26 protein-coding genes are annotated in these 25,952 nt (G+C 57.8%); 18 read left to right on the top strand and 8 right to left on the bottom strand.

Annotation, left to right across the window (positions count from 1 at the left end):
- Positions 1–253: 253 nt before the first annotated feature.
- From glpK to LC354_RS13400, 3 genes are all read right to left on the bottom strand, one after another.
- Positions 254–1,741: a glycerol kinase GlpK gene (gene glpK / locus LC354_RS13410; protein WP_223424621.1), complete on the bottom strand. Its 1,488-nt coding sequence runs from the start codon at positions 1,739–1,741 to the stop codon at positions 254–256.
- A gap of 259 nt (positions 1,742–2,000) precedes the next feature.
- Complete coding sequence (locus LC354_RS13405) at positions 2,001–2,144, bottom strand: hypothetical protein (RefSeq protein ID WP_223424620.1); 144 nt, start codon at positions 2,142–2,144, stop codon at positions 2,001–2,003.
- Positions 2,145–2,231: 87 nt separating this feature from the next.
- Complete coding sequence (locus tag LC354_RS13400; RefSeq protein WP_223424618.1) at positions 2,232–2,405, bottom strand: hypothetical protein; 174 nt, start codon at positions 2,403–2,405, stop codon at positions 2,232–2,234.
- Positions 2,406–2,855: 450 nt separating this feature from the next.
- Here LC354_RS13400 and LC354_RS13395 point away from each other — a divergent pair, with 450 nt between their 5' ends.
- Positions 2,856–3,614, top strand: a complete 759-nt coding sequence (locus tag LC354_RS13395; protein WP_223424626.1) for a DeoR/GlpR family DNA-binding transcription regulator — start codon at positions 2,856–2,858, stop codon at positions 3,612–3,614.
- 203 nt (positions 3,615–3,817) lie between these two features.
- Here the strand turns inward: LC354_RS13395 and LC354_RS13390 are convergent, their stop codons facing one another.
- Positions 3,818–4,840 carry a LacI family DNA-binding transcriptional regulator gene (locus tag LC354_RS13390; RefSeq protein ID WP_223424617.1) on the bottom strand — a complete coding sequence of 341 codons (1,023 nt, stop codon included), beginning with the start codon at positions 4,838–4,840 and terminating at the stop codon, positions 3,818–3,820.
- A 168-nt stretch (positions 4,841–5,008) separates the two neighbouring features.
- On the opposite strand from LC354_RS13390, the gene LC354_RS13385 reads away from it, so the two are divergent.
- From LC354_RS13385 to LC354_RS13315, 15 genes are all read left to right on the top strand, one after another.
- Positions 5,009–5,224: a hypothetical protein gene (locus tag LC354_RS13385; protein ID WP_223424615.1), complete on the top strand. Its 216-nt coding sequence runs from the start codon at positions 5,009–5,011 to the stop codon at positions 5,222–5,224.
- The gene (locus tag LC354_RS13380) at positions 5,217–6,365 is read left to right on the top strand and encodes a TRAP transporter substrate-binding protein (RefSeq protein ID WP_223424613.1); all 1,149 of its coding nucleotides are present in this window, start codon (positions 5,217–5,219) and stop codon (positions 6,363–6,365) included. Before LC354_RS13385 ends, LC354_RS13380 begins: the two co-directional genes overlap by 8 nt.
- Before the next feature lie 112 nt (positions 6,366–6,477).
- On the top strand, positions 6,478–6,990 hold the full coding sequence (locus tag LC354_RS13375) for a TRAP transporter small permease (protein ID WP_223424612.1): 513 nt from the start codon (positions 6,478–6,480) through the stop codon (positions 6,988–6,990).
- Positions 6,991–7,001: 11 nt separating this feature from the next.
- Positions 7,002–8,330 (top strand): TRAP transporter large permease, encoded by a 1,329-nt coding sequence (locus LC354_RS13370; RefSeq protein ID WP_223424610.1) that lies wholly within the window; start codon positions 7,002–7,004, stop codon positions 8,328–8,330.
- A 10-nt stretch (positions 8,331–8,340) separates the two neighbouring features.
- Positions 8,341–9,648 carry a histidinol dehydrogenase gene (hisD, locus tag LC354_RS13365; protein WP_223424609.1) on the top strand — a complete coding sequence of 436 codons (1,308 nt, stop codon included), beginning with the start codon at positions 8,341–8,343 and terminating at the stop codon, positions 9,646–9,648.
- The gene (locus LC354_RS13360) at positions 9,641–10,402 is read left to right on the top strand and encodes an SDR family NAD(P)-dependent oxidoreductase (RefSeq protein WP_223424607.1); all 762 of its coding nucleotides are present in this window, start codon (positions 9,641–9,643) and stop codon (positions 10,400–10,402) included. The genes hisD and LC354_RS13360 overlap by 8 nt, the downstream gene beginning before the upstream one ends.
- Complete coding sequence (locus LC354_RS13355; protein WP_223424606.1) at positions 10,399–11,379, top strand: zinc-dependent alcohol dehydrogenase; 981 nt, start codon at positions 10,399–10,401, stop codon at positions 11,377–11,379. The genes LC354_RS13360 and LC354_RS13355 overlap by 4 nt, the downstream gene beginning before the upstream one ends.
- A gap of 31 nt (positions 11,380–11,410) precedes the next feature.
- Positions 11,411–11,824, top strand: coding sequence for a universal stress protein (locus LC354_RS13350; RefSeq protein WP_223424605.1), 414 nt, complete (start codon positions 11,411–11,413; stop codon positions 11,822–11,824).
- Positions 11,825–11,907: 83 nt separating this feature from the next.
- A complete protein-coding gene (comD, locus tag LC354_RS13345) occupies positions 11,908–12,414 on the top strand; it encodes a sulfopyruvate decarboxylase subunit alpha (RefSeq protein WP_223424604.1) in 507 nt (168 codons plus the stop codon).
- Complete coding sequence (gene comE, locus LC354_RS13340) at positions 12,411–12,965, top strand: sulfopyruvate decarboxylase subunit beta (protein ID WP_223424603.1); 555 nt, start codon at positions 12,411–12,413, stop codon at positions 12,963–12,965. The genes comD and comE overlap by 4 nt, the downstream gene beginning before the upstream one ends.
- Before the next feature lie 143 nt (positions 12,966–13,108).
- Entirely contained in the window at positions 13,109–15,538 is a 2,430-nt protein-coding gene (locus tag LC354_RS13335; protein WP_223424602.1) for a GAF domain-containing protein, read from the top strand.
- A 158-nt stretch (positions 15,539–15,696) separates the two neighbouring features.
- Positions 15,697–15,888 (top strand): hypothetical protein, encoded by a 192-nt coding sequence (locus LC354_RS13330; protein WP_223424601.1) that lies wholly within the window; start codon positions 15,697–15,699, stop codon positions 15,886–15,888.
- Entirely contained in the window at positions 15,885–16,730 is an 846-nt protein-coding gene (locus tag LC354_RS13325; RefSeq protein ID WP_223424600.1) for an NAD-dependent epimerase/dehydratase family protein, read from the top strand. Before LC354_RS13330 ends, LC354_RS13325 begins: the two co-directional genes overlap by 4 nt.
- 194 nt (positions 16,731–16,924) lie before the next feature.
- Complete coding sequence (locus tag LC354_RS13320; RefSeq protein ID WP_223424599.1) at positions 16,925–17,869, top strand: NAD(P)-dependent oxidoreductase; 945 nt, start codon at positions 16,925–16,927, stop codon at positions 17,867–17,869.
- A gap of 50 nt (positions 17,870–17,919) precedes the next feature.
- Positions 17,920–18,429, top strand: coding sequence for a hypothetical protein (locus LC354_RS13315; RefSeq protein WP_223424598.1), 510 nt, complete (start codon positions 17,920–17,922; stop codon positions 18,427–18,429).
- Here LC354_RS13315 and LC354_RS13310 read toward each other — a convergent pair whose 3' ends face one another.
- From LC354_RS13310 to LC354_RS13300, 3 genes are read right to left on the bottom strand one after another with little or no spacing between them, the layout of a single operon-like run.
- Positions 18,430–18,981: a TadE/TadG family type IV pilus assembly protein gene (locus tag LC354_RS13310; RefSeq protein ID WP_223424597.1), complete on the bottom strand. Its 552-nt coding sequence runs from the start codon at positions 18,979–18,981 to the stop codon at positions 18,430–18,432.
- Positions 18,978–19,517, bottom strand: coding sequence for a TadE/TadG family type IV pilus assembly protein (locus LC354_RS13305; RefSeq protein WP_223424595.1), 540 nt, complete (start codon positions 19,515–19,517; stop codon positions 18,978–18,980). The genes LC354_RS13310 and LC354_RS13305 overlap by 4 nt, the downstream gene beginning before the upstream one ends.
- Entirely contained in the window at positions 19,514–20,929 is a 1,416-nt protein-coding gene (locus LC354_RS13300) for a TadE/TadG family type IV pilus assembly protein (RefSeq protein WP_223424593.1), read from the bottom strand. Before LC354_RS13300 ends, LC354_RS13305 begins: the two co-directional genes overlap by 4 nt.
- Positions 20,930–21,227: 298 nt before the next feature.
- Between LC354_RS13300 and LC354_RS13295 the strand changes: the two genes are divergently transcribed.
- The gene (locus LC354_RS13295) at positions 21,228–22,658 is read left to right on the top strand and encodes a Glu/Leu/Phe/Val family dehydrogenase (RefSeq protein ID WP_223424591.1); all 1,431 of its coding nucleotides are present in this window, start codon (positions 21,228–21,230) and stop codon (positions 22,656–22,658) included.
- A 34-nt stretch (positions 22,659–22,692) separates the two neighbouring features.
- On the opposite strand, the gene LC354_RS13290 is transcribed toward LC354_RS13295, so the two are convergent.
- Positions 22,693–24,399: an adenylate/guanylate cyclase domain-containing protein gene (locus LC354_RS13290; protein WP_223424589.1), complete on the bottom strand. Its 1,707-nt coding sequence runs from the start codon at positions 24,397–24,399 to the stop codon at positions 22,693–22,695.
- 299 nt (positions 24,400–24,698) lie between these two features.
- Here LC354_RS13290 and LC354_RS13285 point away from each other — a divergent pair, with 299 nt between their 5' ends.
- The gene (locus LC354_RS13285) at positions 24,699–25,952 is read left to right on the top strand and encodes a sarcosine oxidase subunit beta family protein (RefSeq protein ID WP_223424587.1); all 1,254 of its coding nucleotides are present in this window, start codon (positions 24,699–24,701) and stop codon (positions 25,950–25,952) included.

Genomic DNA, 25,952 nt, shown 5'->3' with positions numbered 1-25,952 from the left:
GCCTGTTCTCAGACGAGGAATGCTATAACTTCTTCAGAGCAGCAGGCTATGAGGCCAATTAAGTGCAACACGCTCTAAAGCGGAGCTTCCCGTCGAAATTGGATGCCAGGATGCATTCCTGATCCCGAGGGGCTGCTGGATATCGGGATCTGCTTCGGTCAGCGGGGTACTCGTGCAATCTACCAGCCGATGTTGACGCATTTGGCCCCGATCGTCCCGAGGTGCCAAAATATGTCAGCCGTTCTGCATGCGACTAGTAGCTCAGGGTCGCGGCCACGGCGCGTTGCCAGTTGGTGTATTTTTGCGACCGTAACGCTTCATCCATTTGCGGCAGGAACTGCTGTTCCAGCGCCCATTGCTGTGCGAATGTATCCTGGTCGGGCATCAGTCCCGCCTTCATCCCGGCCAGCCAGGCCACGCCAAGAGCTGTCGTTTCCAACACTTTCGGGCGATCCACCGGCGCGCCGATGATGTCGGCCAGAAACTGCATCGTCCAGTCAGAGGCGCTCATCCCGCCATCGACGCGCAGCACGGCTGAGCCCCCTTCGGACACCCAGTCGGCACGCATGGCCTCCAACAGATCGCGAGTCTGATAGCCGACGCTTTCAAGCGCTGCTTTGGCCAGTTCGTTGGGGCCCGAATTGCGGGTCAGCCCAAAAACTGCGCCGCGACAGTCCGGGTTCCAGTAGGGTGCCCCAAGGCCCGTGAATGCTGGCACCAGTACAACGGATTGAGTTTCGTCGGCGGCTTGGGCCATCGGCTGCGTCTCGGGTGCGTCGTGAATGATCTTGAGACCATCGCGCAGCCACTGCACCACCGCACCCGCGATAAAGATGGACCCTTCCAACGCGTAGGTTGGCTTGCCGTCAAGTTGATAGGCGATCGTGGTCAACAGGCGGTTGTTGGATTTCACCGGCGTGTCGCCGGTGTTCAAAAGCGCAAAGCACCCGGTGCCGTAGGTGGATTTCAGCATACCCGGCTTGAAACAAGCCTGTCCGATGGTTGCCGCCTGCTGGTCGCCTGCCACACCGCAGATCGGAATGGGGCGACCAAAGAGATCCGCACTGCTGGTGCCGAAGTCGTCGGCGCTGTTCTTGACCTGCGGCAGCATATCCATGGGAATGTCGAAGAGGTCACAGATGGTCTGGCTCCACCGGCCTTTGCGTATGTCATAGAGCATGGTGCGCGCGGCGTTGGTGGCATCGGTGACGTGTTCCTTGCCCCCGGTCAGCTTCCAGATCAGGTAGGTATCCACCGTCCCGAACAGCAATTCACCCCGGCGGGCCATATCGCGGGCCCCGTCAACGTGGTCGAGAATCCATTTGAGCTTGGTAGCGGAAAAGTACGGGTCGATCAGCAGACCGGTGCGATCGGTAAACATCTCGACATGGCCTTCGTCGCGCAGATGTTTGCAATAGTCGGCGGTGCGACGATCCTGCCACACGATTGCGTTGTGGATCGCTTGACCTGTCTTCCGGTTCCAGACCACGGTTGTTTCGCGCTGGTTGGTGATCCCGATCGACACGATATCCGTCGCTTCGATACTCGCCTGCTCGATCACTTCGCGGCAGGTGTCGACGGTGGAGCCCCACAAATCCTCCGGATCATGTTCGACCCAGCCCGATTGCGGAAAATGCTGTGCAAACTCTTCTTGTGCTCTGGCGACGGGGGTCAGGGCTTCGTCAAACAGAATGGCGCGGGAAGATGTGGTGCCTTGGTCAATTGCCAGTACGTATTTCATGGTGTCTTCTCTGGAATAGCGGATGGGCATTCAAAATATGTGTGGCGGATCTGCCATCCTGAAGTCGATCCGAATGCGGCCATCTTTACATGGAGGTTTGGGGCGCTGAGAGGATGCCGAAGCGCCCTGCATCCCGGTGGTCCGGCGTGCTGCCGGGATTTGATCAACGCATGACCGACGACGGTCATCGGCCCTTGTCCTCGTCTTGTGGCATGGGGAACAGGCCGCAGGCTTGGGCAAACAACTGCATTCCGGGCTCCTACTCTGCGTGCGGCAAGACCGAAAGGCCACCAGCTTCGGTGTTCAGGAATACCTGTGCGGCATTGATGTCATAAATAACGGATGTGTCCATCAACCCAATCGAGCACGCAATACCCGTGGATGATTCAACTGAGAATGTCATCAATCCCTCCCTGATCGGAAATGACAGTTTCAACGATGATGCGTCGTGAGGTTTTGACCTTTGCCGCATTCGAACCTTGAGTCATGCTTAGCGGAATGCCGCAAAAGCGTAAACAAGGCAGACTGAAGGAGAGCCGCATTTTCGGACAGGGTTGCTGCCCTGCGAGGACGGATCAAACGGTTTCTTGCGGACAAAGGCGGGCATCGGCTTGACGAGCAGTTCTTGCAGGATGGCAATCTGCACAACGCGGCGCTCATGCATCGCGACATCCTTGTGGGCAAATGTGACGTTTCGTTTCGCGTGCGGGTATCATTGATCATGGCGCACCGGTCGCACTTCGAAATACTCCCGATCGTGGAGGCCACGATGATACAGCGCAACGGCCGCCGCGAAAGGTGGCAGAGGCAATGTCGGATCTTGGGCAGACTGGCTGACAGTTCAAGGTTGCTTGCGTCACCCGTTGAATCCTCGTCCGATACAACGCAGGGCAAGTTTTTGCGGGAAGAAATCCTTCCAAAGCCCATGCGGGGAAAAGGAAATGTTCGTTTTCGATCGCATCTTTTTGGTATTGTGAACATGACGTATTATTATTTGTGCATTCTTGATACATAACAGCCTGAACCAGCTTGAAGTGAACAGGTGATGCGGCGTGACGCCAGTCATATGCGCGTCAAGACGGTTGCGAAAAGAAACGCGGGAGGGGGTATGAGTATGGTTCAAACTTTGCGCAAACCCGAAATCCTCAACATCGCGCGGCGCGAAGGTAAAGTCACTGTGGACGGCCTCGTCGAGCATTTTGGTGTCACGCCGCAAACGATCCGGCGCGATCTCACGGATCTGGCGGAGTCTGGCCAGCTTGAGCGCGTGCATGGCGGCGCCATCCTGCCCTCCAGGACGGTGAATATTGGCTACAGCGAACGGCGTGAACTGAACCAGGCGACCAAAGTCGATATTGCGCGGATGTGCGCCACGCAAATTCCCAACGATTGTTCTCTTTTTCTAAATATCGGCACAACCACTGAGGCGGTCGCGGCTGAGCTGCTCAACCATCAGGGATTGTTGGTGGTGACGAACAACATGAACATCGCCCGCATTCTATCCGGCAACCCAGAGATTGACGTGGTGGTGACGGGTGGCCAGTTGCGCCGCTCCGATGGCGGTCTGATCGGTGATCTGACCAAGGAAACCATTCGGCAATTTCGTTTCGACTACGCGATCATAGGCTGCTCTGCGCTGCGCGAAGATGGCGACATTCTGGATTATGACATAAGCGAGGTCGGCGTAAGCAAGGCCATCATCGATCACAGCACATCCGTTTTTCTGGTCTCCGACAGCTCGAAATTCGAACGCAAGGCCCCTGCGCGGATTGCGTCGATCAGCGACGTCGATGTTTTTGTGACCGACAAGGGATTGCCGCCAGCCTGCGCGCGTTTTTGCAGCGATGTCGGCACACAGGTGATTTACGCCTGACCCGGGTCACCAAACGCTACCGTCTTGTTATCGGCCCCGCAGCCCGCGTTCCTGCCCGAGGGTAAGGGTATTGTGACGGGCGCTGCTCATTCGGGATATTTCCTATTTGCTCCGTGCAAAACCACCGCAAGTCATGTGCCTCCAACCGATTGTGCCGCAGCACCCAACCCAGCTTCGTTTCAAGGTCACGATGCGCGTGCCGATCACGTCGGGGCAGGGCCCAGGGATTCGCGTAAACGCTGCGAGCTTTGCAGTTGCGTCGAGGTGCCACCGCTTTTCTTTTCGACCATATTCACCAATTCTACGGCGGCTTTGCGGCCCATTTCGCGGTGTGGCACATGTACGGTTGTGAGCGCGGGTGTAACGATCCGCGCCAGTTCAATATCGTCAAATCCAGTAATCGACACGTCCTCGGGCACCCTTAAGCCCATAACGCGCGCGCGCTGCAATGCCCCGACAGCCAGCACATCGTTGCCGCACATTACCGCCGTGGGGCGTCGGGCGGACTGCATGATCTGACCGAAGGCAGCGGCACCGCTTTCGATCTCGTAGGTGGACTCGATGATGTGGAGCGATTCGGGGTCGATCTGGCTGTCGCGCACCGCGCTCTGAATACCCTTCAAGCGCTGTGTGGCGCGGTCATTGCCTTTCGTGATCCCTGAAATGACGGCGATCCGCCGGTGCCCAAGGCGCAGTACCTCTTGGGCGAGACCATACATCGAGGCGTAATTGTCAAAGCCGATTGCAGGGCGCTTGTCGTCGTTGGAAAATGCCCAGGCAACCAGGGCAGGCACCTCGCGCAGCTCCAGATAGGCATGGATTGCAGGATCTCTGTCATAGCCGATCAGGAGCAGCCCATCGGCCCCCCGCGCGACAAGGGCGCGGATCTGTTCTTCTTCGACGTCGGGGCGATAAGCGGAACTGGAGACCAGCAGCGTGTAGCCGCGCAGGTGCAGTTCTTCCTGAAAAGCTTGTAAGCCACGGGCAAAGATTGCGTTTTCCATCGTTGGAATGATGGCGCCGATTGTATAAGTGCGCTTGGCGGCCATTGCCCGGGCACCAAAATTCGGTGTGTATCCCAATTCGCGAACAGAGTTCATGACGCGATCGCGTGTGCTTTTGACAACGCGGTGGGGTGCGTTCAGGCAGCGCGAAACAGTGGCCGTCGAGACGCCCGCAGCTGCGGCGACATCACCCAGTGTCGGTATGGATCGGCCCTTGTCCATGCATCTCCATCTGCGCAACGCTATTTCTAAACGTGAACATCAGTCTTAACGCTAACTGTATATAGCGCAGAATATAAGAGCTTGAAATAAAATGATGTAAGGGCTTGCATGAATCTGATGTAAGCGCTTACGCTAGGGCACGGAACTCAGCTGGTCGGGAGGGCTACTATGTTCTTAACAGCATCTGCCATCGTCTTTGCCATCTACTTTGCCAATGTTGTGCTTGGTGCTTTTGCAGGTGCCGCGTTTCTAGGCGACGTGGGCGAGATGCTGGTTCTGATTGCTGCCACGATCCTGTTCGTTATCGCTATCCTGAAGAAGGAGGCGGAACGAAACGAACGCAAGCAGGCTGAGGGAATTTCAAGGGAGGATGAAAATGGATAACAACAAGACGGAACTACTATTCGAAGAGCGCCGGAATTTTCTGAAACTGGCCGCAACAGGCGGTTTCACCGCGGCGATTGTGGCAGGTGCAGCGGGCACGCTGTGGTCATCCGAGGCTGCGGCGCAAACCGCCAGTGAAGAGCGCGACCGCGAAGCGGCAGCCGAGCATGTCATGACGCTCGCCACGGAGTATGTCATCGGCACTTCGCGTAGCTATCCGATGATGCAACTGGACGTGAAGGAAAACCTTCAGAACGCGTCCAACGGCAAGATCTACGTCAAACTGGCGCCGGGTGGGCAACTTGGGGTCGGCTCCGCGCTGGCACAGAAAGTGCAGGGGGCGACGATCAACGCCGGCCAGTTTTCCCTGTCCAATTTCGCGCCATTTGCGCCGACGGTTGATCTCATCAACATGCCGTATTTCTGCGGTGCCAACCAACGCTTCGTCAACCTCGTCACATCCGACATCTGGAAGACCGAGGTCAACGCAATGGTCGAGCAGCGTGGCTTCAAGCCGATGTTCTACTTCTGCATTGATCCGCGCGTTATGGCCGTGCGCCAAGGCGGTAGCGGTCCGATCATGACGCCCTCTGATCTGCAAGGCGTCAAGTTCCGCGTGCCGGGATCGCAGATGTTGCAGCAGTTCTACCGTATGGGCGGCGCGAACCCGACGCCGGTGGCCTGGGGGGAAACGCCTTCGGCGATCAAGCAGGGAGTCGCTGATGCTCTGGACCCCTCCGTCGGGGCACTTTACGCCTTCGGCTTCAAGGATATCCTGAGCCATGTGACCTTTACCCAAGCGGTGCCTGACAGCCAAGTCTACGCCTGCAACGTCGAGTGGTTCAACTCGCTGCCCGCAGACGTGCAGGAGGCCATCGAATGGGCGTCCGAGATGAGCTTTCACCAGAACCTTGCCAAAGTTCCGTCGGCGCGTACCTATGCCATGGCCGAGATGCGCAAGGCGGGCGTCGAGTTCCACTCACTCAGTGATGCCCAACTTGCCGAATGGCAGGAGACTGTCGGCTATCAGCGCCCCGAATGGGACGCGTTCAAGGTCGAGCTTGCGGGATCGATGGACACCTTCGAACAGCTGGTCGAAGCGGCGGGAACACAAGGCAAGTATTACGTGCACGACGCCTGAATACTTCAACTGCGGACGCCTGCGAAGGCGTCCGCACTTTCACTGAACAAAGCAGGTTTTTGATCTGGTCTTTGGGACCGGGGCGGATCTGTCTGTAACCACTGGAGGGCGTATGGAAACCTTGCGAAATATTGATCGCAACGCGGAACGATGGCTGCTGCTGGGCTTCTACGTGATGCTGGTCGTGACCATGGCCATCGAGGTGCTGCGACGCGAGGTGTTCTCGTATTCGTCCATCTGGGGGGAAGAGATTGTGCGCTATTCCTTCATCTATCTGGCGTGGGTCGGCGCTGCCGTCGCCGTGAAAGAGCGCGCGCACATCCGGATTGACGTGGTGATGCACTACCTCGGGCCGCGTCCCAAGGCGCTGCTGTATATTTTCGGCGATCTGGTGATGTTCGCTGTGGCGCTTGTCGCGCTCTTCTGGTCGATCGAGACGGTTCTCGTCTCGGCGAAATTCGGGTCGGTCACGGACGGTCTTCGCATCTCGAAGGTTTGGTTCATCATGGCTGTGCCTGTCGGCTTTACGCTGATGATCTGGCGATTGCTGCAATCCTTCCTTCGAGACCTCAGAGCCCTGCGAGACGGTGTCGATGTCTACGAAGGCGATACACTGTTCGATTGAGGGGATAGGCAATGCTTTGGCAACAAATCAATCAGACGGTCGACCTGGGCTGGGACTTCTATGTGCCCGTAATTTTGTTCGTGGCGCTGATCGGGCTCGCCGTACCCGTGTGGGCGGCCATCGGATCGGCAGCGATCGTCATGCTGTGGATGTCCGGCGATCTGCCGCTCAGTCTTGTGGGAGAGAGCCTGTTTTCCGGGATCGACGCCTTTGCGCTCACAGCGGTGCCATTGTTCATCCTGACCGGTGACGTGCTGGTGCGCACGGGTCTCTCGCGGAAATTTCTGGATGTGGCCGAGGCGCTGACCAATTTTGCCAAGGGGGGCTTTGGCTCTGCCACCGTGCTTGTCTGCGGCATGTTTGCCGCAATCTCCGGCTCAGACGCGGCGGGTGCTGCGGCTGTGGGTCGGATGACGATCGCCCGTCTGGTCGAGAGCGGATATCCGCGCCCCTACGCCTGTGCGCTGGTTGCTGCCGGGGCCTGTACCGGCATCCTGATCCCACCATCGATTGCCTACATCATCATCGGCCTTGTGCTGGGCATTTCCGCCTCGACCCTGTTTCTGGCGGCGTTGATCCCCGGCCTTGCGATCCTGTTCTCGATCCTGATCACAAACCTGATCGTCAACCGCATCTACGACTACGAAGGCGGCGGCATGCTGACGTTTTCGGAGTGGTTTGCGAACCTGCGCCGCTCGCTGGCGTCAGGCTGGTACGCGTTCATCGTGCCCGGCATCATTTTTTACGGCATCTTCTCCGGCCGTTTGACGCCAACGGAAGCGGGTGCCACAGCCGTCATCGTGACGATCATCATGGGCTTTGTCATGGGCACGCTGAAACTGGCCGATTTCCCTGCGATGTTGCTCAGCTCCGCCAAGGTGAACGGGGTGATTCTGCCCATTATCGCGTTTTCCGCCCCGCTGGCCGAGGCGCTTGCGATCATGGGGGTGCCTCAGGGATTCGTGACATCGATCACGGGGCTGACAAATGAGCCGTGGATTTTGATTTTACTTATGATCGGTATTCTTATTGCTGCAGGTTGCGTGATGGAGACGACTCCAAACATAGTAATCCTTGCACCCATCTTGAAACCGCTGGCAGATAACATCGGCATGAATGAGATACAGTTCTGTATCATGATGATCACTGCACTGGGTGTTGGGTTTATTACGCCGCCTCTCGGACTCAACCTTTTTGTTGTTTCCGGGATAACGGGCGAATCCATCCTCAAGATTGCCGCCCGCGCCGTACCATTCGTTTTATGCATGTTCGTTGTTGTCCTGTTCATCGCTTACATCCCCGCGATTTCGACAACGTTCCTGCCAGAAATCTACAAGTAGGATCATAGAAATGCCTGTTGAGTATCTAAAGAAAGCCACGCTCACTTCGTCTTCCGGGGCGTCGGATGTGAAGGAGATCGTGTCCAAGATTCTTGATGATATCGAGGCTGGAGGCGACGCGGCAGCGTTGGAATACGCGGCCAAGTTCGATCAGTACGAAGGCAATGTCCTGCTGACTGCGGAAGAGATCGAAGCAGCCTGTGCCGTGGTGCCCGAAAAACTGAAGTCCGACATTCGGTTTTCCCATGACAACGTGCGCCGTTTTGCCGAGGCACAAAAAGCAACCGTCGCCGATATCGAATATGAGGTCGTGCCGGGTATGACCGTAGGGCAGCGCGCCATTCCGGTGGATGCGGCGGGCTGCTATGTCCCAGGTGGGCGCTATAGCCATATTGCCAGCGCGATCATGACGGTGACCACCGCCAAAGTCGCAGGCTGTACTCATATCACGGCGTGTTCCCCGCCGCGGCCGGGTGTCGGCGTGGCCCCGGCGATCATCTATGCGGCGCATATCTGCGGCGCGGACAAGATCCTCGCCATGGGCGGCGTGCAGGGCGTCGCTGCCATGACATTCGGCCTGTTTGGATTGCCCAAGGCCAACATTCTCGTGGGCCCCGGCAACCAGTTTGTGGCTGAAGCCAAGCGCATCCTGTTCGGACGAGTCGGCATCGACATGATCGCGGGTCCCACCGATAGCCTTGTTCTGGCAGATGGTTCTGCGGACGCGCATATCGTGGCAACCGATTTGGTCAGTCAGGCAGAGCACGGGTATAACTCGCCCGTCTGGCTGGTTACCGATGACCGTGCGCTGGCCGAGAAGGTGATGGAGATGGTGCCGACCCTGATCGACGATCTGCCGGACGTGAACCGCGAGAACGCTTTCGCGGCATGGCGCGACTATGCTGAAGTGATTTTGTGCGCAGACCGTGAAGAAATGGCGGCGACCTCCGACGCCTATGCGCCGGAGCACCTGACCGTTCAGGCCGAAGACCTGGATTGGTGGTTGGACCGTCTGACCTGTTACGGATCGTTGTTCCTGGGCGAGGAGACAACCGTGTCTTACGGCGACAAGGCGTCAGGCACGAACCACGTGCTGCCAACGTCAGGTGCTGCGAATTACACAGGCGGTTTGTCGGTACACAAATACATGAAGATCGTCACATGGCAGCGGGCCACGCGCGAAGGCTCCAAATCCGTGGCCGAAGCGACAGCCCGGATTTCCCGTCTGGAAGGCATGGAAGGCCATGCTCGCGCCGCTGATGTGCGTCTGGCCAAGTACTTTCCCGACGAGACGTTTGACCTGACAGCCGATGGCTGATCCACGCGCCTTGTTTGATCTGACCGGCCGGGTGGCTTGCGTAACCGGCGCAAGTTCCGGGCTGGGACAGCGTTCCGCCGACGTATTGATGGCTGCGGGCGCGCGGGTGGTCGGTGTGGCCCGGCGGGTTGATGAACTGGCCCGTTGGCAAGCCGATGCAGGGGATGCGGCGGCCTATGTGGTGGCGAACCTCGCAGATCGCACCTGTATCGCAACATTGGCACAGCAGGTCGCGGCCCCGTTCGGATCGCCAGACATCATTGTGCACGCGGCGGGCATCAACACCCGTGAAGCGGCGAGCGACGTCACGGAGGAGGGCTGGGACATCACGCTGGCATTGAACCTGTCCGCCCCTTTCTTTCTGAGCCAGGCCCTGGTACCCGCGATGCAGGCCAAAGGCTGGGGACGGATCGTGCACTTTGCCTCGCTACAGACGACGCGGGCCTTCGCCGGGGGCATCGCTTACGGCACGACCAAGGCAGGTGTTGGCCAGATGACGCGCGCCATGGCGGAAAGTTGGTCAAAGGACGGGATTACGGCCAATGCGATCGGGCCGGGCTTCTTTCCAACGGAGCTGACCAAGGCCGTCTTTGATGACCCCGAGCGTGCGGCGCGCAATGCCGCACAAACCTGCGTGGGTCGCAATGGTCGTATGGAAGACATCGACGGCCCGCTGCTGTTTTTGTGCTCCGACGCATCTGGCTATGTCACCGGTCAGGTGCTGATGGTGGATGGAGGATATACCGCGAAATGAAAGCGCTGATTTATGATGGGGTGGAAACCCTCGGGTTTCGGGATGCCGCTGATCCGGTGCCTGCGCCGGGCGAAGAGGTCGTGCGCATTGATGCCGTCGGCATCTGCGGCTCTGACATGCACGCCTATCTGGGGCATGATGCGCGCAGGCCCGCGCCGCTGATCCTCGGGCATGAGGCTGCCGGTGTCATCATGGGCGGCCCGCGGGATGGCATACGGGTCACAATCAATCCTCTGGTTCATTGCGGCACATGCACCGCCTGCAAGACCGGGCGTGAAAATCTGTGCCCGGGACGTCAGATCATCTCGATGCCGCCGCGCGAAGGGGCCTTTGCCCAATATGTGGCCATGCCCTCCGACAACCTGATTGAGGTTCCCGATACCGTTTCGCTGGACCATGCCGCACTGGCGGAACCGCTGGCCGTCAGTTGGCATGCCGTGCGTCTTGGGCTTGAAGCGCTTGATCCCGGAGCGGACAAGCGCGCGCTCATCATTGGCGGTGGAGCGATTGGTCTCGCGGCGGCTTTGGCGTTCAAGGCGCAAGGACTGCAAGAGGTCACGATCGTTGAGCCGAACGCCGCCCGCCGTCAATTTTTGCAGGAGGCGTGCGGGCAAGACACCACGGCGACAGCTCAAGGCCAATATGGTATGGTGATAGACGCGGTGGGCTATGCCGCAACCCGTGCGACGGCATCGGCCCATACGGAACCGGGTGGGGTGATTGTGCATATTGGTTTGGGTGAAGATATGGGCGGGCTTGATATCCGCCGGATGACTTTGCAAGAGATCACCTTCATCGGCACCTATACATACACTGCGCAGGATTTCCGCGACACGGCCCAGGCAATCTTTGATAGTCGGCTTGGTCCGCTTGACTGGATTGAAACGCGGGCTTTGGCAGATGGTGCGGCTGCCTTTTCCGACCTGCGGGCGGGCACGGTTGCCTCGCCAAAGATTGTCCTGCACCCTTGGCCCTGACAAAGCCGCCAACAGATGATGGAGAGATAACATGTACAGCAAAATCCTCGTGCCAATGGCGCTTGACCACAACATCTCGCCGCACACGCTTGCTGTTGCCAGGGCCGTCGGAGATGACGACTGCGAGATCATCGCGCTGCACGTGCACGAAGAGGTTCAAGGATCTGCGAAGGCTTATCTTGATGAGGGCGCAATCGAGGCCGGGGTGGCTCGCGCCAAGGCGACGATGGCCGAAAAAGTCGCGGGTTTGCAAAATGTAACGCCCGTCCTCATCACGGGCCACTCATCGCGCTCGATCATTGATTTCGCCAATGCCAACGGTATCGATTGTATCGTGATGGGCTCTCACAGACCGGGTTTGAGCGACTATTTCCTCGGCTCGACTGCGGCACGCGTGGTGCGTCATGCGAATTGTGCCGTACACGTCCATCGGACTTCGGACTGACATAAACAAAACCGTTCTCAAACCGACCTGCGCATACATTCACGCGCCAGATATTTGATGCCCCAACCTGAAAGGCCCCCCTGATGAACATCGACAAGAAGATCACGGATGATCTTGTCGCCAATGACGTCTCCTTTGTCACCACGGTCCCCTGCAAGCAGTTGGCCGGTGTGATCGAAGAGATCGACGCCCGCGACGAGATTTTCCACATTCCTTCCAACAAGGAAGACGAGGGGATGGGGCTGTGTGCCGGGGCCCATATGGGTGGCAAGCGCCCTGCGATCATCATGCAAAACACCGCCATCGGGGTCACCATCAACACGCTGGCGACGCTGATCCAGTATTACCGGATGCCTTTGCCGATGCTGATCTCGTATCGCGGTGAGCTGCGCGAGCCTGTGGCCTGTCAGGTCGAGATGGCTGTGCACACCAAGGCCCTTCTGGCCCAGATGAACATCCCCACCTATCACTTTCACCATCAGTCGGATGTGGAAGAGCTGGATGCGATCCTGAAATACACATTCATGTGCAACAAGCCGGTCGCGATCCTGACCGATGCCAACTTCTGGGGAGGCTATGGCGACCAATGATCCGTTCCGAAATCCTGCGCGAGATCGCGCCCATTCTCCGTGACCACCTTGTCGTCTGCAACATCGGGCTGCCCAGCCAAGAATTGCACATGATCGATGATCAGCCCACCAATTTCTACATGCTGGGCACGATGGGTCTGTCCTCCTCCATCGGTCTGGGCCTTGCCTTGTCGCAACCCAAGACCGTGATTTCCATTGATGGGGATGGGTCCGTTCTGACGAACCTTGGCACGCTGCCGACCATCGCCAACAATGTGGCAGACAACTATATCTTGCTGATTATTGATAATGGCTCCTATGGATCGACCGGGGATCAGCCCACCTATGCGGGCAAGAAAACCAAGCTTGAAAACGTGGCGGCGGCGTGCGGCTGCGAAAACGTGGTGACGTGCAAGGCCGAAGACACCGGCACGGTGCTGCAAGCGGCCATCGACAGCAAAAAGATGACCATCATCGTGTGCAAATGCGAGAGCGGTAACATCAAGCTGCCGGTCATCACCAAGGACCCTGTGGTCATCAAAGATCGCTTCATGAAAGCGGTTCAGGCTTAAAGGCAAACAATTGGCCTGCCCAAGTCCGTTGGGCAGGCCAAATCCAAGGTCCTGAAAAGGCGTTGATGGCAGTTCAACCGCTCAATCTGAGGATGGAACAGAGCGAATGCGCGTCTCCGCTGCCCATTTGACTGGTCACGTTAATGTCACCCGTCTACGTTGTTGCTTGCGAGGCGGGGAATTGGGGCGCGACGTTGGACGACCAGCAGAACACACACAGCATCGACGATACGCAGGCCAGGCTGACGCAAGCGCTTGAGCGTGAAGCTGCGACGCGCGAAATCCTGGACGCGATCAGCCAAAGCCGAAGTGACGATTTGCCGGTCTTCGACGCCATCCTGAAAAATGCCCAAGCGCTGTGTGGCGCGCCGATGTCAGGGCTTATTTTGGCGAAAAAGGGCGACACTCTTCAGACATTGGCGGCGCAGCGTGGCGTTCCCGAAAACTCGCTGGATCACTTCCGTCAGGGCCGGATGCCGATGGATGGCAACGTGTCCTATGCGGCGCGCTGTATTCTCGAAGGCAGGCTGGTCGCGTTTTCCGACATGGGAGACAGCGACCTTTACGCCGCCAACAGCCCAGTCGTACGCTCGATGGTGGATGACATCGGCATCCGCAGCGTTCTGTTCGTGCCGCTGATGAAAGGCGGGGACGCCATCGGTTGCATCACGCTGTTCCGGCTTGAAGTGCTGCCGTTTGAAAAACGGCACATCGAACTGGTTGAAACCTTTGCCGCCCAAGCCGTCATCGCCATCGAAAACGTGCGTCAATTCCGTGAAGTGCAGATCCGGCTGGATCGGGAAGGGGCTACGCGGAGAATTCTCGAGGTCATCAGCCAGTCGCGCGACGATGATTTGCCAGTTTTCGACATTATCCTCGAAAGCGCATCGCGCTTGTGTAACGCCCCCATGGCAATTCTGTCGTTGGCTGACCAGAACCGAGAGTTTGTGAGCATTCCCGCACATTGCGGCGCTGTGCCTGAATACGCCAAAATGCTTGATGGATTTCATCAAGACTTCGAGAGTTCAGAACTATACGCCGTCCGGGCCATTCGGGAATGCAGAGTGCTGCGCTACGCCGACATCAAGGATGATGACCTGTATCGGAAGGGTAATCCGGGTCGTGTGGCAACAGTTGAGATTGGCGGTATCCGCAGCGTAATTGCGGTGCCCCTGGTACACGATGGGCAAGGGATTGGGGCAATTATCCTGTACCGTCGCGAGGTGTCGCCGTTTTCTGACGAAGATGAAGCGTTGGTACGCAGTTTTGCGGCCCAAGCGGTCATTGCTATCGAGAACGTGCGCCAGTTTCGTGAAATCCAGACACGGCTCAAGCGGGAGCGTGCTTCGGCTGAAGTACTGGAACTGATCAGCAAGAGCCGCGACGACGAAGCGCCGGTCTTTGATATGATCCTGAACCGGGCGGCAACCTTATGCGGATCTCCGATGGCAAGCCTGAATATCGTCGATCCGGATCGCAAAGCCGGGCGACTGGTCGCGCATTGGGGGGATGATTTGCGACTGATCCAGGTCGGCAAGACGGTCTGGAATCTTGAAGGGGGCGATTATGTCCACGAGCTTTACACTGAACGTTCGATGCGCGACGGGATCGTGACGCAGTGCGTGGACCTCAAAGATACCGAGCGGTATCGGGAGGGAGAGCCGACGCGCCGTGAAATGGTGGATGTTGAAGGTATTCGGACATTCTTGGCCGTCCCTTTGATCCATGGGGGGCAAGCCATCGGTAATATCGCGCTCTATCGCCGCGATGTCCTCGCCTTTAGCGATGATCAGATTGCTCTTGTTGAAAGTTTCGCCGCGCAAGCGGTGATTGCCATCGAGAATGTGCGTCAATTCAAAGCGCTCGAGACTCTGAATGCCGAACTTGGCGATCGGGTGAAGGAACAGGTCGGCGAGATAGAGCGGATGGGGCGGCTGAAACGCTTTTTGCCTGCGGCAGTGGCCGATACGGTCGTGTCGCAAGGGTCGGAAAAGCTGCTGGCGAGCCACCGCGCGCTGTTGGGAGTACTGTTCTGCGATATCCGCGGCTTTACCGCCTTTTGCGAAACGGCAGAACCCGAAGAAACGATTGAGGTGCTTCAATCCTATCACGAAGAGATGGGCGCGCTGATTGCGGCCCATGGGGCTGGTGTGGATACCCGGGCGGGTGACGGGATCATGGTGCTGTTCAACGATCCGCTGCCCTGCGATGACCCGGCGGGCGATGCATTGCGGCTGGGAATTGCGATGCGGGCGCGGATGCGCGAGCTTTGCAAGGGCTGGCGGCGCCATGGTCACAAACTTGGCTTTGGCGTGGGCATCTCGCTGGGATATGCGACGGTGGGCATGGTCGGTTCCTCGGGGCGGTACGACTACACGGCAAGCGGCACGGCGGTTAATCTGGCCGCGCGATTGTGCGACCAGGCCGATGACGGCGAGATTTTGCTGAGCCCGCGCGCCTATACAGCCGTCGAGGATGATTTCTCGGCCGACGCCGTCGGCGCGATCGCATTGAAGGGTATTCATGCCCCGGTTGAGGTCTTTCGTGTATCCGGGCTCGACGACGCAGGCTAGAGCCGGGTGCGGCTCCCAGTATGCGCCTGCTCCGGGCAGGTCGGAATGTGCCAAAAGGGCTGGTGCGTGGCACATGATTGCAGCAATGTGCACCAGACATCCTGCGCCGGTTTCAGATGGACCTGTGCAAAGCAGGCCGCAGGAAAGAAAGACTTCGCATGGCAGGAAATCTGCAATCGCCTCCAGATATGCACTACGATGTCGTCATCGACGGCGGCGCGATCATGGGACCGCATCCCGATGTTGAGAACTTCAACTTTCTCAATGGGTTTTCCGGCCATGGCCCACATCGCGCGTGGCACACCGATCATCGAAATAGCAGTGATTTGACTTTCGGAGATATCAAATGAAAAAGCTTGTTTTAACCGGCGCGGCCGGACGCCTGGGGTCGTATCTACGCGGACCATTGGCGAAAATGTGTGACACTTTGGTGAGTACCGATATCGTCGAGAGCATCGATGATCTTGCGGCCAACGAGACCTATGTGCGGGCGGATGTCGCCAATATGAACGAGATTGGCCCGCTGCTCGAAGGGGCCGATATGGTTGTGCATTTCGGCGCAATTGTAGACGAAGCTCCGTTCGAAGAGTTGTTGGGGCCAAACTTTATCGGCTCCTATAACGTCTGGGAGGCCGCCTCGCGTCACGGTGTCCGGCGGGTCGTCTATGCGTCGTCTATCCACGCGGTCGGCATGTATCCCAAGACGCAGGCGATTGGCATTGACGTGCCGCATCGCCCCGATACGTTTTACGGCCTTGCCAAGTGCTTTTCCGAAGATCTGGGCCGGATGTACTGGGAAAAACGTGGGCTGGAATGCGTGTGTCTGCGCATCTTGTCCTGTGCGCAGGTGACAAACCCACGCGCCGTCGGCAGTTGGCTCAGCTATGACGACATGATCCTGTTGGTGCAGCGGGCAATTGATACGCCTATCGTCGGGTTTTCGGTTATCTACGGCGTGTCGGACAACGATCGCGCGCCCGTGGACAATTCCGGGGCAAAGCATTTGGGGTTTCGACCGCGCGACAACGCAGAACAGTTCGCAGAAGAGATTTATGCCAATTCCGAACCGCTCGATCCTCTTGATCCATCGGACTATCGGCACGGGGGGCCTTTCGCGGGGGTGCCGCTTGGCAAGAGTGCGATGATGGCGTTGAACCTGAACAAGGACGACACCGGCAAGGGCGATACCTGACATCCGGGCGCAAGCCAAACTGCGCATTTTCCGGCGTGGAATAATGCAGAAGGCTTCAACGACTTCGGGGCGATCGGGCGCGCGCCCGAAGGGGGCGGAAAGTTGCAAATTCCGGTCGCGCCATGTCGCAAACAGGACGGACAAGGAGCGGCATGCTGCAGTCCTTGAAAGTAAAAGACAAGGAAAGACGTGTCATGAAAATTGGTTTCATCGGGTTGGGAAATGTGGGGGGAAAACTGTCCGGCAGTTTGATCCGGAACGGTCACGACGTGGCGGTTCACGATCTGAACACGGACTTCGTCGCAGGGAAAGCTGCGGCAGGCGCCCGTGATGGCAAAAGCCCGGCTGATCTGATGCAAAGCTGCGATGCGGTGATCACGTGCCTGCCCAATCCTGCGGCCTCCGCCGCCGTGCTGGAGCAGATGTTGCCTCACGTCGCGCCCGGAAAAATCTGGATGGAGATGTCGACAACCGATGAGGCCGAGGTCAAACGGATCGGTGCGCAGGTTATCGCGGCCGGTGGGGCTGCGGTCGATTGCCCGGTCTCGGGCGGCTGTCACCGGGCGGACACCGGCAACATCAGCATTTTCGCCGGTTGCGACCGGGAGACGTTTGAGCGGATCTTGCCGCTTCTGACTACAATGGGACGGCGGGTCTTGCACACTGGCGATCTGGGCAGCGCCTCCATTCTGAAGGTCATTACAAACTATCTGGCGACTGCGAACCTTGTCAGCTGTGCCGAGGCGCTGACCGTGGCAAAAGGCGCGGGTATGGACCTGGGCGTCGCCTATGAGGCGATGGCAATCAGTTCGGGCACCTCCTTTGTCCACGAAACGGAAAGTCAGGTTATCCTGAACGGGAGCCGTGACATTTCCTTTACGATGGACCTCGTGGCCAAGGATATCGGACTGTTTCAGAACGTGGCGGATCGGGCCGGGGTGCCGTTGGAGTTGAACCCGTTGCTGATCGATATCTTTCAGGATGGGATCGCCAAATTCGGTCCGCGTGAGTTGTCACCGAACATCATCAAACGGCTTGAGGCCGCGACGGGGCTGGACGTGACGGCGCCGGGCTTTCCGCCCGAAATGACAGATGACGAACCCGAAGAGGTCGGTGCCGAAGTCATCGTGCGCCGCTAAAGCCATGGCGGGGACTTGCGAGCGGGGGCAGTGCGGGCTACGAGCAGCGGATGTCTGATACGAATTCATCCGAGCCCGAAGTCCTTGCCGTGATCCACTCCTCCATGGGGCGGCGCATTCTTGGAATAGGGTCGCTTTATGTCCTGTCTTTGATGGTGATTTACGTGGCGCTCACGCAGCCGCCCGAGATTGGCTGGCAATTGTTTTTGCTGGCCATGGGGGGCGGATCGATCTGGATCGCCGAAAGGATGCGCAAGGCCACCGGAAATGCTCTGGAACTGACAGAACACGAGTTGCGCGACACGTCGGGCATATTGATCGCGCGCGTCGAGGACATAGTATCACTCGACCGCGGTGCTTTTGCCTTCAAACCATCGAACGGATTTTTGATCCGGCTGTCCTCAGGGCAGGGCCGGACATGGCGTCCCGGCATGTGGTGGCGGATCGGGTCCCGCATTGGTGTCGGCGGCATGGTGCCCGGACCCCAGGCAAAATTCATGGCCGAGATGATTTCGGCGATGATTGCACAACGCGAGCTTGATCGTTCGGACGCCAAGTGATCAGCCGTCAGACCACAAGACCCGCGGCGCATAGCGCGGACGCGTAAATACAAAGTTGTGGATTTCGCGGTCTGACAGACCGGTATTGAACGGTGCCTCGTATTTCGCAAATGTCTCGACCACCATGACGCGTTCGTTATGTGGCAGCACGGGCAAGTCATCCCTGAGCGCAGAGACCTCGTTGTTGCCAAGTTTCGGCACCCAGCCCTGCGTGTGGGACCAATCACGTTTGTACACGTCGTTTTCGGCATCGTATTTGACACTTGTCACCCGAATGGCGACCTTGCTCGCTTCGTTTGCGGTCAGATAGGCCAGCAATTCGCGGGTCCCTTGCATGTAGCTGCCGTCGATCGGCGTCGTTTCGCGCGAGATGATGTCGCCGATCGTATAGGCGGCTTTCTGGTTGATCGAATGATGACGGTAGGCATCAAAGATCGAGAACATCGTCAGGTAGACCCAGAAAATCACTGGCACAATCAGAAGGGTCTCGACAGCGATGCTGCCTTCCTCGTCATCGCGAAAGCGACGGAACATGCGGGCGCAGCGGGTCATGAGTTTGGTTCCTGTACAAATCCGGACAGGGAGATCATTTTCGAACGGCCCGAACCGTCTTTGGTCAATGCGTATCCAAGACCGGATGTCGGGAACACCGGATCGAACATATAGCAGGCCTGGACAAGCATCAGCTGATGCTCGCCCCCATGCACAAACGTCCGCGAAGGCGTGACAGGTTGCGAGATGTCAGCGCAGTCCTCGGGACTGTCAAAGCCGGCGAAGGCACGCGGGTCGATCGGGTGCAATTCCAGCTTGAGGGCCGTTTCGCAATCTTCGAGGAAGTGTGAATATTGGCAAATCATGACTTTGATGTCGTGATGCGTATAGTTCACGCCCGTGTTGAGCCGGACATTACGCACCGCCATATCAAGCCCGCGGTCCAGAAACATCTGACGCATGGAATAGATGCCCATTTCGACAGACGTCATGAACAGCGTGAAGATCAGCGGAACGGCAAGGGCAAATTCGATCAGCATCTGACCGTTTTCGTCTCGTTTGAACTGACGGAGGATCGTCGCTGCGCGGCGTATCATTGTGTCAACCTCAGTTGATTGATCTGCTTGGCGATAGCCTCGAAAGCTTCGGTAATCTCGACCCCCTCGACCCGAAAGAAGTGGCTGGGCGAGGAGGCACAGTCTTCCATGACATTTGCGGAGTGGTTCGTGACTTCGAACCCGATGGACCAGACGATGATCCCCTTGGCCTTGGCCGCATCACAAATGTTGGACAACATCGTGTCGGCCTGACCAGAGGTATATTTCGTGTAACGCCAGTTGTTCCAACTGCCCACGTTGTGGTTGTTGAGGTACCAGTACAGCGGATATTTGGACCAATGCACATATTCACTGTTGCTGTTGTAGTACCACGGTTGGATGCGTGTCGTATTGACGTTTTCACCGTCCGTCATCAGCAACAGAGTCTTGATGGTTTCGGCGTCGTCGTAATCCTGCGGGCGGCTTGCAAAGACACCGTCGATCTTGTCGTCCAGCGCGAGCGCCTGCGTGATCGGGCGGAAAGACGGATCGAGCAGCGCCACACCCCATTTCATGCCGAGGTGAATGGATGTGTTGGCCCGCGCCCGGTAATCGTCGATGGTTGCCTTCAGGCTGGTCTTGTTCTGGCTGAAAGGCACGATCCGTTCGTAGGTTTGCTGCGGGCAGCCCGGATTCCCAATACGCCTCGAAGAGTAATAGTCATACCCTTCTTCAAAGTGTTGCATTTGTTCGTATGTGCGCGTGAAGCTGATCGTGGACGTGAGGAAATCGTTCTCCTCAAAGTCGATGCAGTGCGAATAATTGTGCCGATGGTTGGTCTTTAACTCACTATAGATGTCCGGTCCGGCATTCACCTGAGCGGTGTATGGGATAAGTGAGATTGAAATCAGATCGTCGGTTGTGTCCTGAATGACGGTGTCCACGAACGCCTTCGCCGCATCCTGAAGGTTTGACATCTTGCTGTTGCGCCCCATCGACCCGGAGATGTCGAGCACCATTGAAATTTCGACATTCTCGACGCGTTCCTCGGCGGTGCCGCCCGCGGGAACGGGCAACTCATCAACGCCCATCAGATGCATGAACCGGGTTGGCGTTGTGCCTGCCGCCACCGCACTGACGGTGCGGTAGTTGATGCCCTCGTCGACGCTGACGGATGTCAGGAATTCGGAGAGCCCGGACTTGGCAAAGTAATCGTGCACAACGGCTTCCGGATCCAGGGTCTGATCAAGATCGGCCGCGGCCAGAATGGCCCGATCCATTGTGGCCTGGACGTTCGTACGCTCCATTTCATTGCGCATCAGGTCCACGCCGATGCCGCACACCAGGATCATCATAAGGATTATGTAAGTTGCGAAAATGGTCATCGTCCCGGATTCGTCGCGCGAGAAGCGTGCGACCTGACGGCGCAAGGGGTCGCCGCTGATGTGTCTCGATTTCCAAATCCAAGGCATGCATTACCCATTCTTTTTATGGTTTGCAGGCGTTGCAGCCCATGCGTCCGATTATGGAAGTGACCGGTGAATGTGTTCGAAATCTGGCGAAACAACGGATTGAGTGTGGATTAAAGGATCACTTTTCAACGGTTCTGCCCTTGCGGCTGAACCGGCTGCATATCGTTATTCTGCTGAGGAGCGACCACATGGCCGTTTTTAAATTGCCCAAAAAAAACGCATATCAACTGAAATTCCGCATAGGTTGTCCTTACCGACCGCGCAAAAAGCGAGTCGCGACCCTAAAAGGAGACACCGGATGAGCACACCAAATGAACCCAGTTTTCGCGAAAGCGTGGACATGATGTTCAATCGCGCCGTAGCGCTGATGGACCTGCCCCCGGGCCTTGAGGAAAAGATACGTGTCTGCAACGCGACCTATACGGTTCGCTTTGGCGTGCGCTTGCGGGGCCAGATGCAGACGTTCACCGGATACCGCTCTGTGCACTCTGAACATATGGAGCCGGTCAAGGGTGGCATTCGATACGCCATCAGTGTGAACCAGGACGAAGTGGAAGCGCTGGCCGCCCTCATGACTTACAAATGTTCTCTGGTCGAAGCGCCGTTTGGCGGCTCCAAGGGGGGGCTGTGTATCGATCCGCGCGAATATGATGAGCACGAATTGGAATTGATCACGCGGCGCTTTGCCTATGAGTTGATCAAGCGCGACATGATCAACCCGGCCCAGAACGTCCCGGCACCTGATATGGGCACCGGCGAGCGCGAGATGGCCTGGATCGCGGACCAGTACAAGCGCATGAACACGACTGACATCAACAGCAGTGCCTGTGTCACGGGCAAACCGACCAACGCGGGCGGCATTCAGGGCCGCACAGAAGCGACTGGACGCGGTGTCCAATATGCTCTGCGAGAGTTCTTCCGCGACAGGGAAGGGGTCAAAAAGGCAGGGATGACGGGCACATTGAATGGCAAGACCGTTATTGTGCAGGGCTTGGGCAACGTGGGATATCACGCCGCCAAGTTTTTGTCCGAAGAAGACGGCTGCAAGATCACCGGCATCATTGAACGTGACGGTGCGTTGACTGATCCAAACGGGTTGGACGTCGAGGCGGTCCGACACTGGATTGCAAATCATGACGGCGTCTCGGGCTATCCGGATGGTTTTTATGTCAAAGACGGGTCCACGGTGCTTGAAGAGGCATGTGACATTCTATTGCCGGCCGCGCTGGAGGGTGTGATCAACCTTGGAAACGCAGATCGGATCAAGGCGCCTTTGATCATCGAGGCGGCGAATGGTCCCGTCACTGCCGGTGCCGACAACATCCTGCGCGAAAAGGGAACCGTCATTATTCCCGACATGTACGCCAATGCGGGCGGTGTGACAGTGTCCTATTTCGAATGGGTCAAGAACCTGAGCCATATCCGCTTTGGTCGCATGCAGCGCCGTCAGGAAGAGGCGCGCCACCAGCTTGTTGTCGACGAGCTGACACGTCTGAGCGATCACTTGGGCGATGCCTGGAGCATGACACCGGACTTCAAGGAAAAGTACCTGCGCGGGGCGGGGGAACTTGAACTGGTGCGATCGGGTCTCGATGACACGATGCGCGCGGCTTATCAGTCGATGGCGGCCGTCTGGCACGGGCGTGATGATGTCGACGACCTGCGCACCGCTGCCTATCTTGTGGCGATCGAAAAGGTTGCGGCCAGTTACCGGGCCAAAGGGCTCTGAGTTTTGGCCAAAGGGGCCGGGCGCATGTCCGGCCTCATTCCTCTGGCAGCCCGGCCAGCCTTAATCCCTCGAAATACCGTTTCCCGCCTTCCGAGCCGCCGTAATTGTTGATAGACTTCCACAACTTGAGTGTCCGGTTTGGCTCAAATGTCAGGTAATGCTGCAGAACGTCGCGCGCTTCATCAAGTCGGCCCAGATGTGCAAGAGCTGCGCATTTGACGCCGAAATAGGTTGGATAGCTGTCAGACAGTGCCAACCCCTTTTCGACAAAGTCCAAAGCATCCTGGTCTCGCCCCAGTTGCACACTTGCATTGGCAACCCCGCCAACAGACGCGACATAAAAGGGACCAAGCCGCCCAAATTCCAGTGATTTCCGGAAACAGTCAAAGGCGTCTTCCGTCTGTCCCGACCAAAGGTTGGCCCAGCCACAAAAGCTTAAAACACGAGCATCAAAGGGCGCGAGCCGCAGGCTTTGTGCAACCGCTTCCTTCACCGGAATGACCCGCTGGTCCTGAACATAAGTGGCAATTGCGATGGCCAGTGTCAGCATCGCATTCCCTGCTGCCATTGGGCGGCTCGCTTCGACCCATTCGGGAATTTTGGCCAGAAACGGGTCCAGACGCGGGTTGCTTGTCATGGTGCGGCCAGCCATCAACACGATCAGGCCTTCCGCATAGGCGTCTGCCAGATCGGGCTTGGCTGTGATGGCACGGTCGTGAAGCGCCGCAGAGCGGACAAAGGACTCAAGAGAAAAGTCACGCCAGACCATGATGCCCATCAGCATGCATTGCTCTGCGGAAAGTGCGTCGTCGGGAATGGCCATGATGCGTGTGGTTTCGGCTTCAAGGATCATGCCGATGCTGTGGTCTGCAATTTCAACGATGACAGAGTCTTGCCAGTCAAAGGCCTCGTCCAGACTGCTGTTGGATTTATGGGTCCAGATCGTATCGCCGTTCGGGGCGTGAAGCCGTGTTTCCAGTCGTAATCTGTCTCCGCGTGCCCGCAATGTCGGACGCAAGCTGTAGGCCTCCGGGTTGTCTGAAGCGGAAACCGACGTGCTCAGCCAGTTTATGCTGCCGAAATAGCTGGCGAGGTCTGCCGTCAAAGCATCGGCGATATCGCCAAGCTCTGCGCGTGGATCGCTGTTGGCTGTTGGCGTGACGCAAAGCGTTGGAAAATTTGAACGTGTGTGTGGGGCGGTCCGTCCACCCTGTGCGGGATCGGCGTCGGGCACACGTGCCCATGTCACGACGGGCCGCGCGATATTCTTGAGAGTTTGAGTGCCCGTTGCCGTGAAGGAGGGGGAAAGTGTACCGTCAAGACTTGCATGGACCGCGTCCGAGATCAGAACACCGCCCTGTGGCGCAAGCGCCTCAAGCCGGGCCGCGATATTGATACCGTCCCCATACAGGTCGCCGTCACTTCGGGTCACGTCACCGATGTGAATACCCATACGCAGGGCAATCGTGGCATGTCCTCGCAATTGATCCTGCACTTGCATGGCTGCGTTAACAGCCTCGACAGCGCTGGCGAATTCAATAAGCCAGCCGTCGCCCATGCTTTTCACGACCTGCCCGTTATGTTTGGCAAAAACAGGGCCGAAGACTTCGGCGCGCAAGGTCCGCAGGGCGGACAACGTTGCGGTCTCATCCTCACCCATCAATCGTGAATACCCAACAACATCTGCCGCGAGGATGGCAGCAAGTTTGCGTGTGATCTGTTGGTCTGGCGCGCTGGTCATGAGGGCCACGATACGCAAGCGGCCTTGGCAGGGCCAGCGCAGATTGCGACTCGGTGCTTTGGAATGTGGACTTCTTTCATCCGTGATTTTGCACGGGTCGCGGCTTTTTGAGCGATTGATCTTGGCAGGGATCGCGAGGCGCCGGGGTGTGCGTCTTCGCAAGGCGATCGCCAAGGGCCTGGAATTCAGTCGCTGGCAGACCGAACCATGTCGAAAAGCGCAACGGTTGGGCGTCATTGACTTGCTAGGACGGTTCAGATCGTGATGGTATGGCGGCATGGTATTCGACGGGGGCTTATATGCGCTTTTCCGGACTTAGGGTCCTCAAGGAAGGTTTGACCGGCAACAAGGGGTGGGAGCCACATTGGCGGAACCCTGAACCCAAGCCGGAATACGACATCGTCCTGATCGGTGGCGGAGGCCACGGCCTGGCCACGGCCCATTACCTTGCCAAGATTCATGGTCTGACCAATGTCGCCGTTTTGGAAAAAGGCTATCTGGGTGGCGGCAATGTGGGGCGCAACACGACGATTGTGCGGGCCAACTACATGATGCCCGGCAATTCGGAGTTCTATTCGCATTCGCTGAAATTGTGGGAGGGGTTGGAAGAAGACCTCAACTACAATGTCATGCATTCTCAGCGGGGCTTGATCAACCTCTTCCATTCCGATGGGCAACGCGATGCCTTTGCCCGACGGGGCAACCGCATGATCGCGCAAGGCGACGATGCCGAACTGCTGGATACTGCGGGCGTGCGCAAACTCCTGCCTTACCTGGACTATGATCAAACCCGGTTTCCGATCTATGGCGGTCTCTATCACAAGCGCGGCGGGACGGCGCGACATGATGCAGTGGCGTGGGGGTTTGCGCGCTCCGCCAGTGATCGCGGCGTGGACCTGATCCAGCAATGCGAAGTGACGGGCATCGATGTCGAAGGCGGTGTCGTCAAGGGCGTGCAAACCACGCGCGGTCCGATCCGGGCCAAAAAGGTCGGGATGGTCGCGGCGGGCCGCTCCGGTCAGGTCGCCGCCATGGCCGGTCTGACCCTGCCGATCGAAAGCCATGTCTTGCAGGCCTTTGTCACCGAAGGGTTGAAACCTTGCATCGACCACGTGATTTCATATGGGATGGGTCATTTCTATATCAGTCAGTCGGACAAGGGCGGGCTGGTCTTCGGCGGCGATCTGGACATGTATTCAAGTTATGCGGCGCGGGGAAACCTGCCACTGGCCGAACATGTGGCCGAGGCCGCGATGACCCTGATGCCGATGATCGGCCACGCAAGGATGCTGCGCAGTTGGGCCGGAATCATGGACATGTCCCCGGATGGATCCTTCATCATGGACAAGACGGATATCGATGGCCTCTTTGTGAACACCGGCTGGTGTTATGGCGGGTTCAAGGCGACACCGGCTTCGGGCCATACGTTTGCTCATTTGCTGGCCACCGGAAACCCGCATCCGACGACGGCGCAGCATCGCCTTGACCGATTCCGGACTGGCGTCGGGATCATGGACGAAGAAGCGACCGGGTCGCAACATAACCTGCACTAA

The organism is Tateyamaria pelophila, assembly GCF_019966495.1.
Taxonomy (GTDB): Bacteria; Pseudomonadota; Alphaproteobacteria; order Rhodobacterales; family Rhodobacteraceae; genus Tateyamaria; species Tateyamaria pelophila.
Note: the sequence above shows the minus strand (reverse complement) of the source record. Positions and strands in the feature narration are given on the sequence as shown.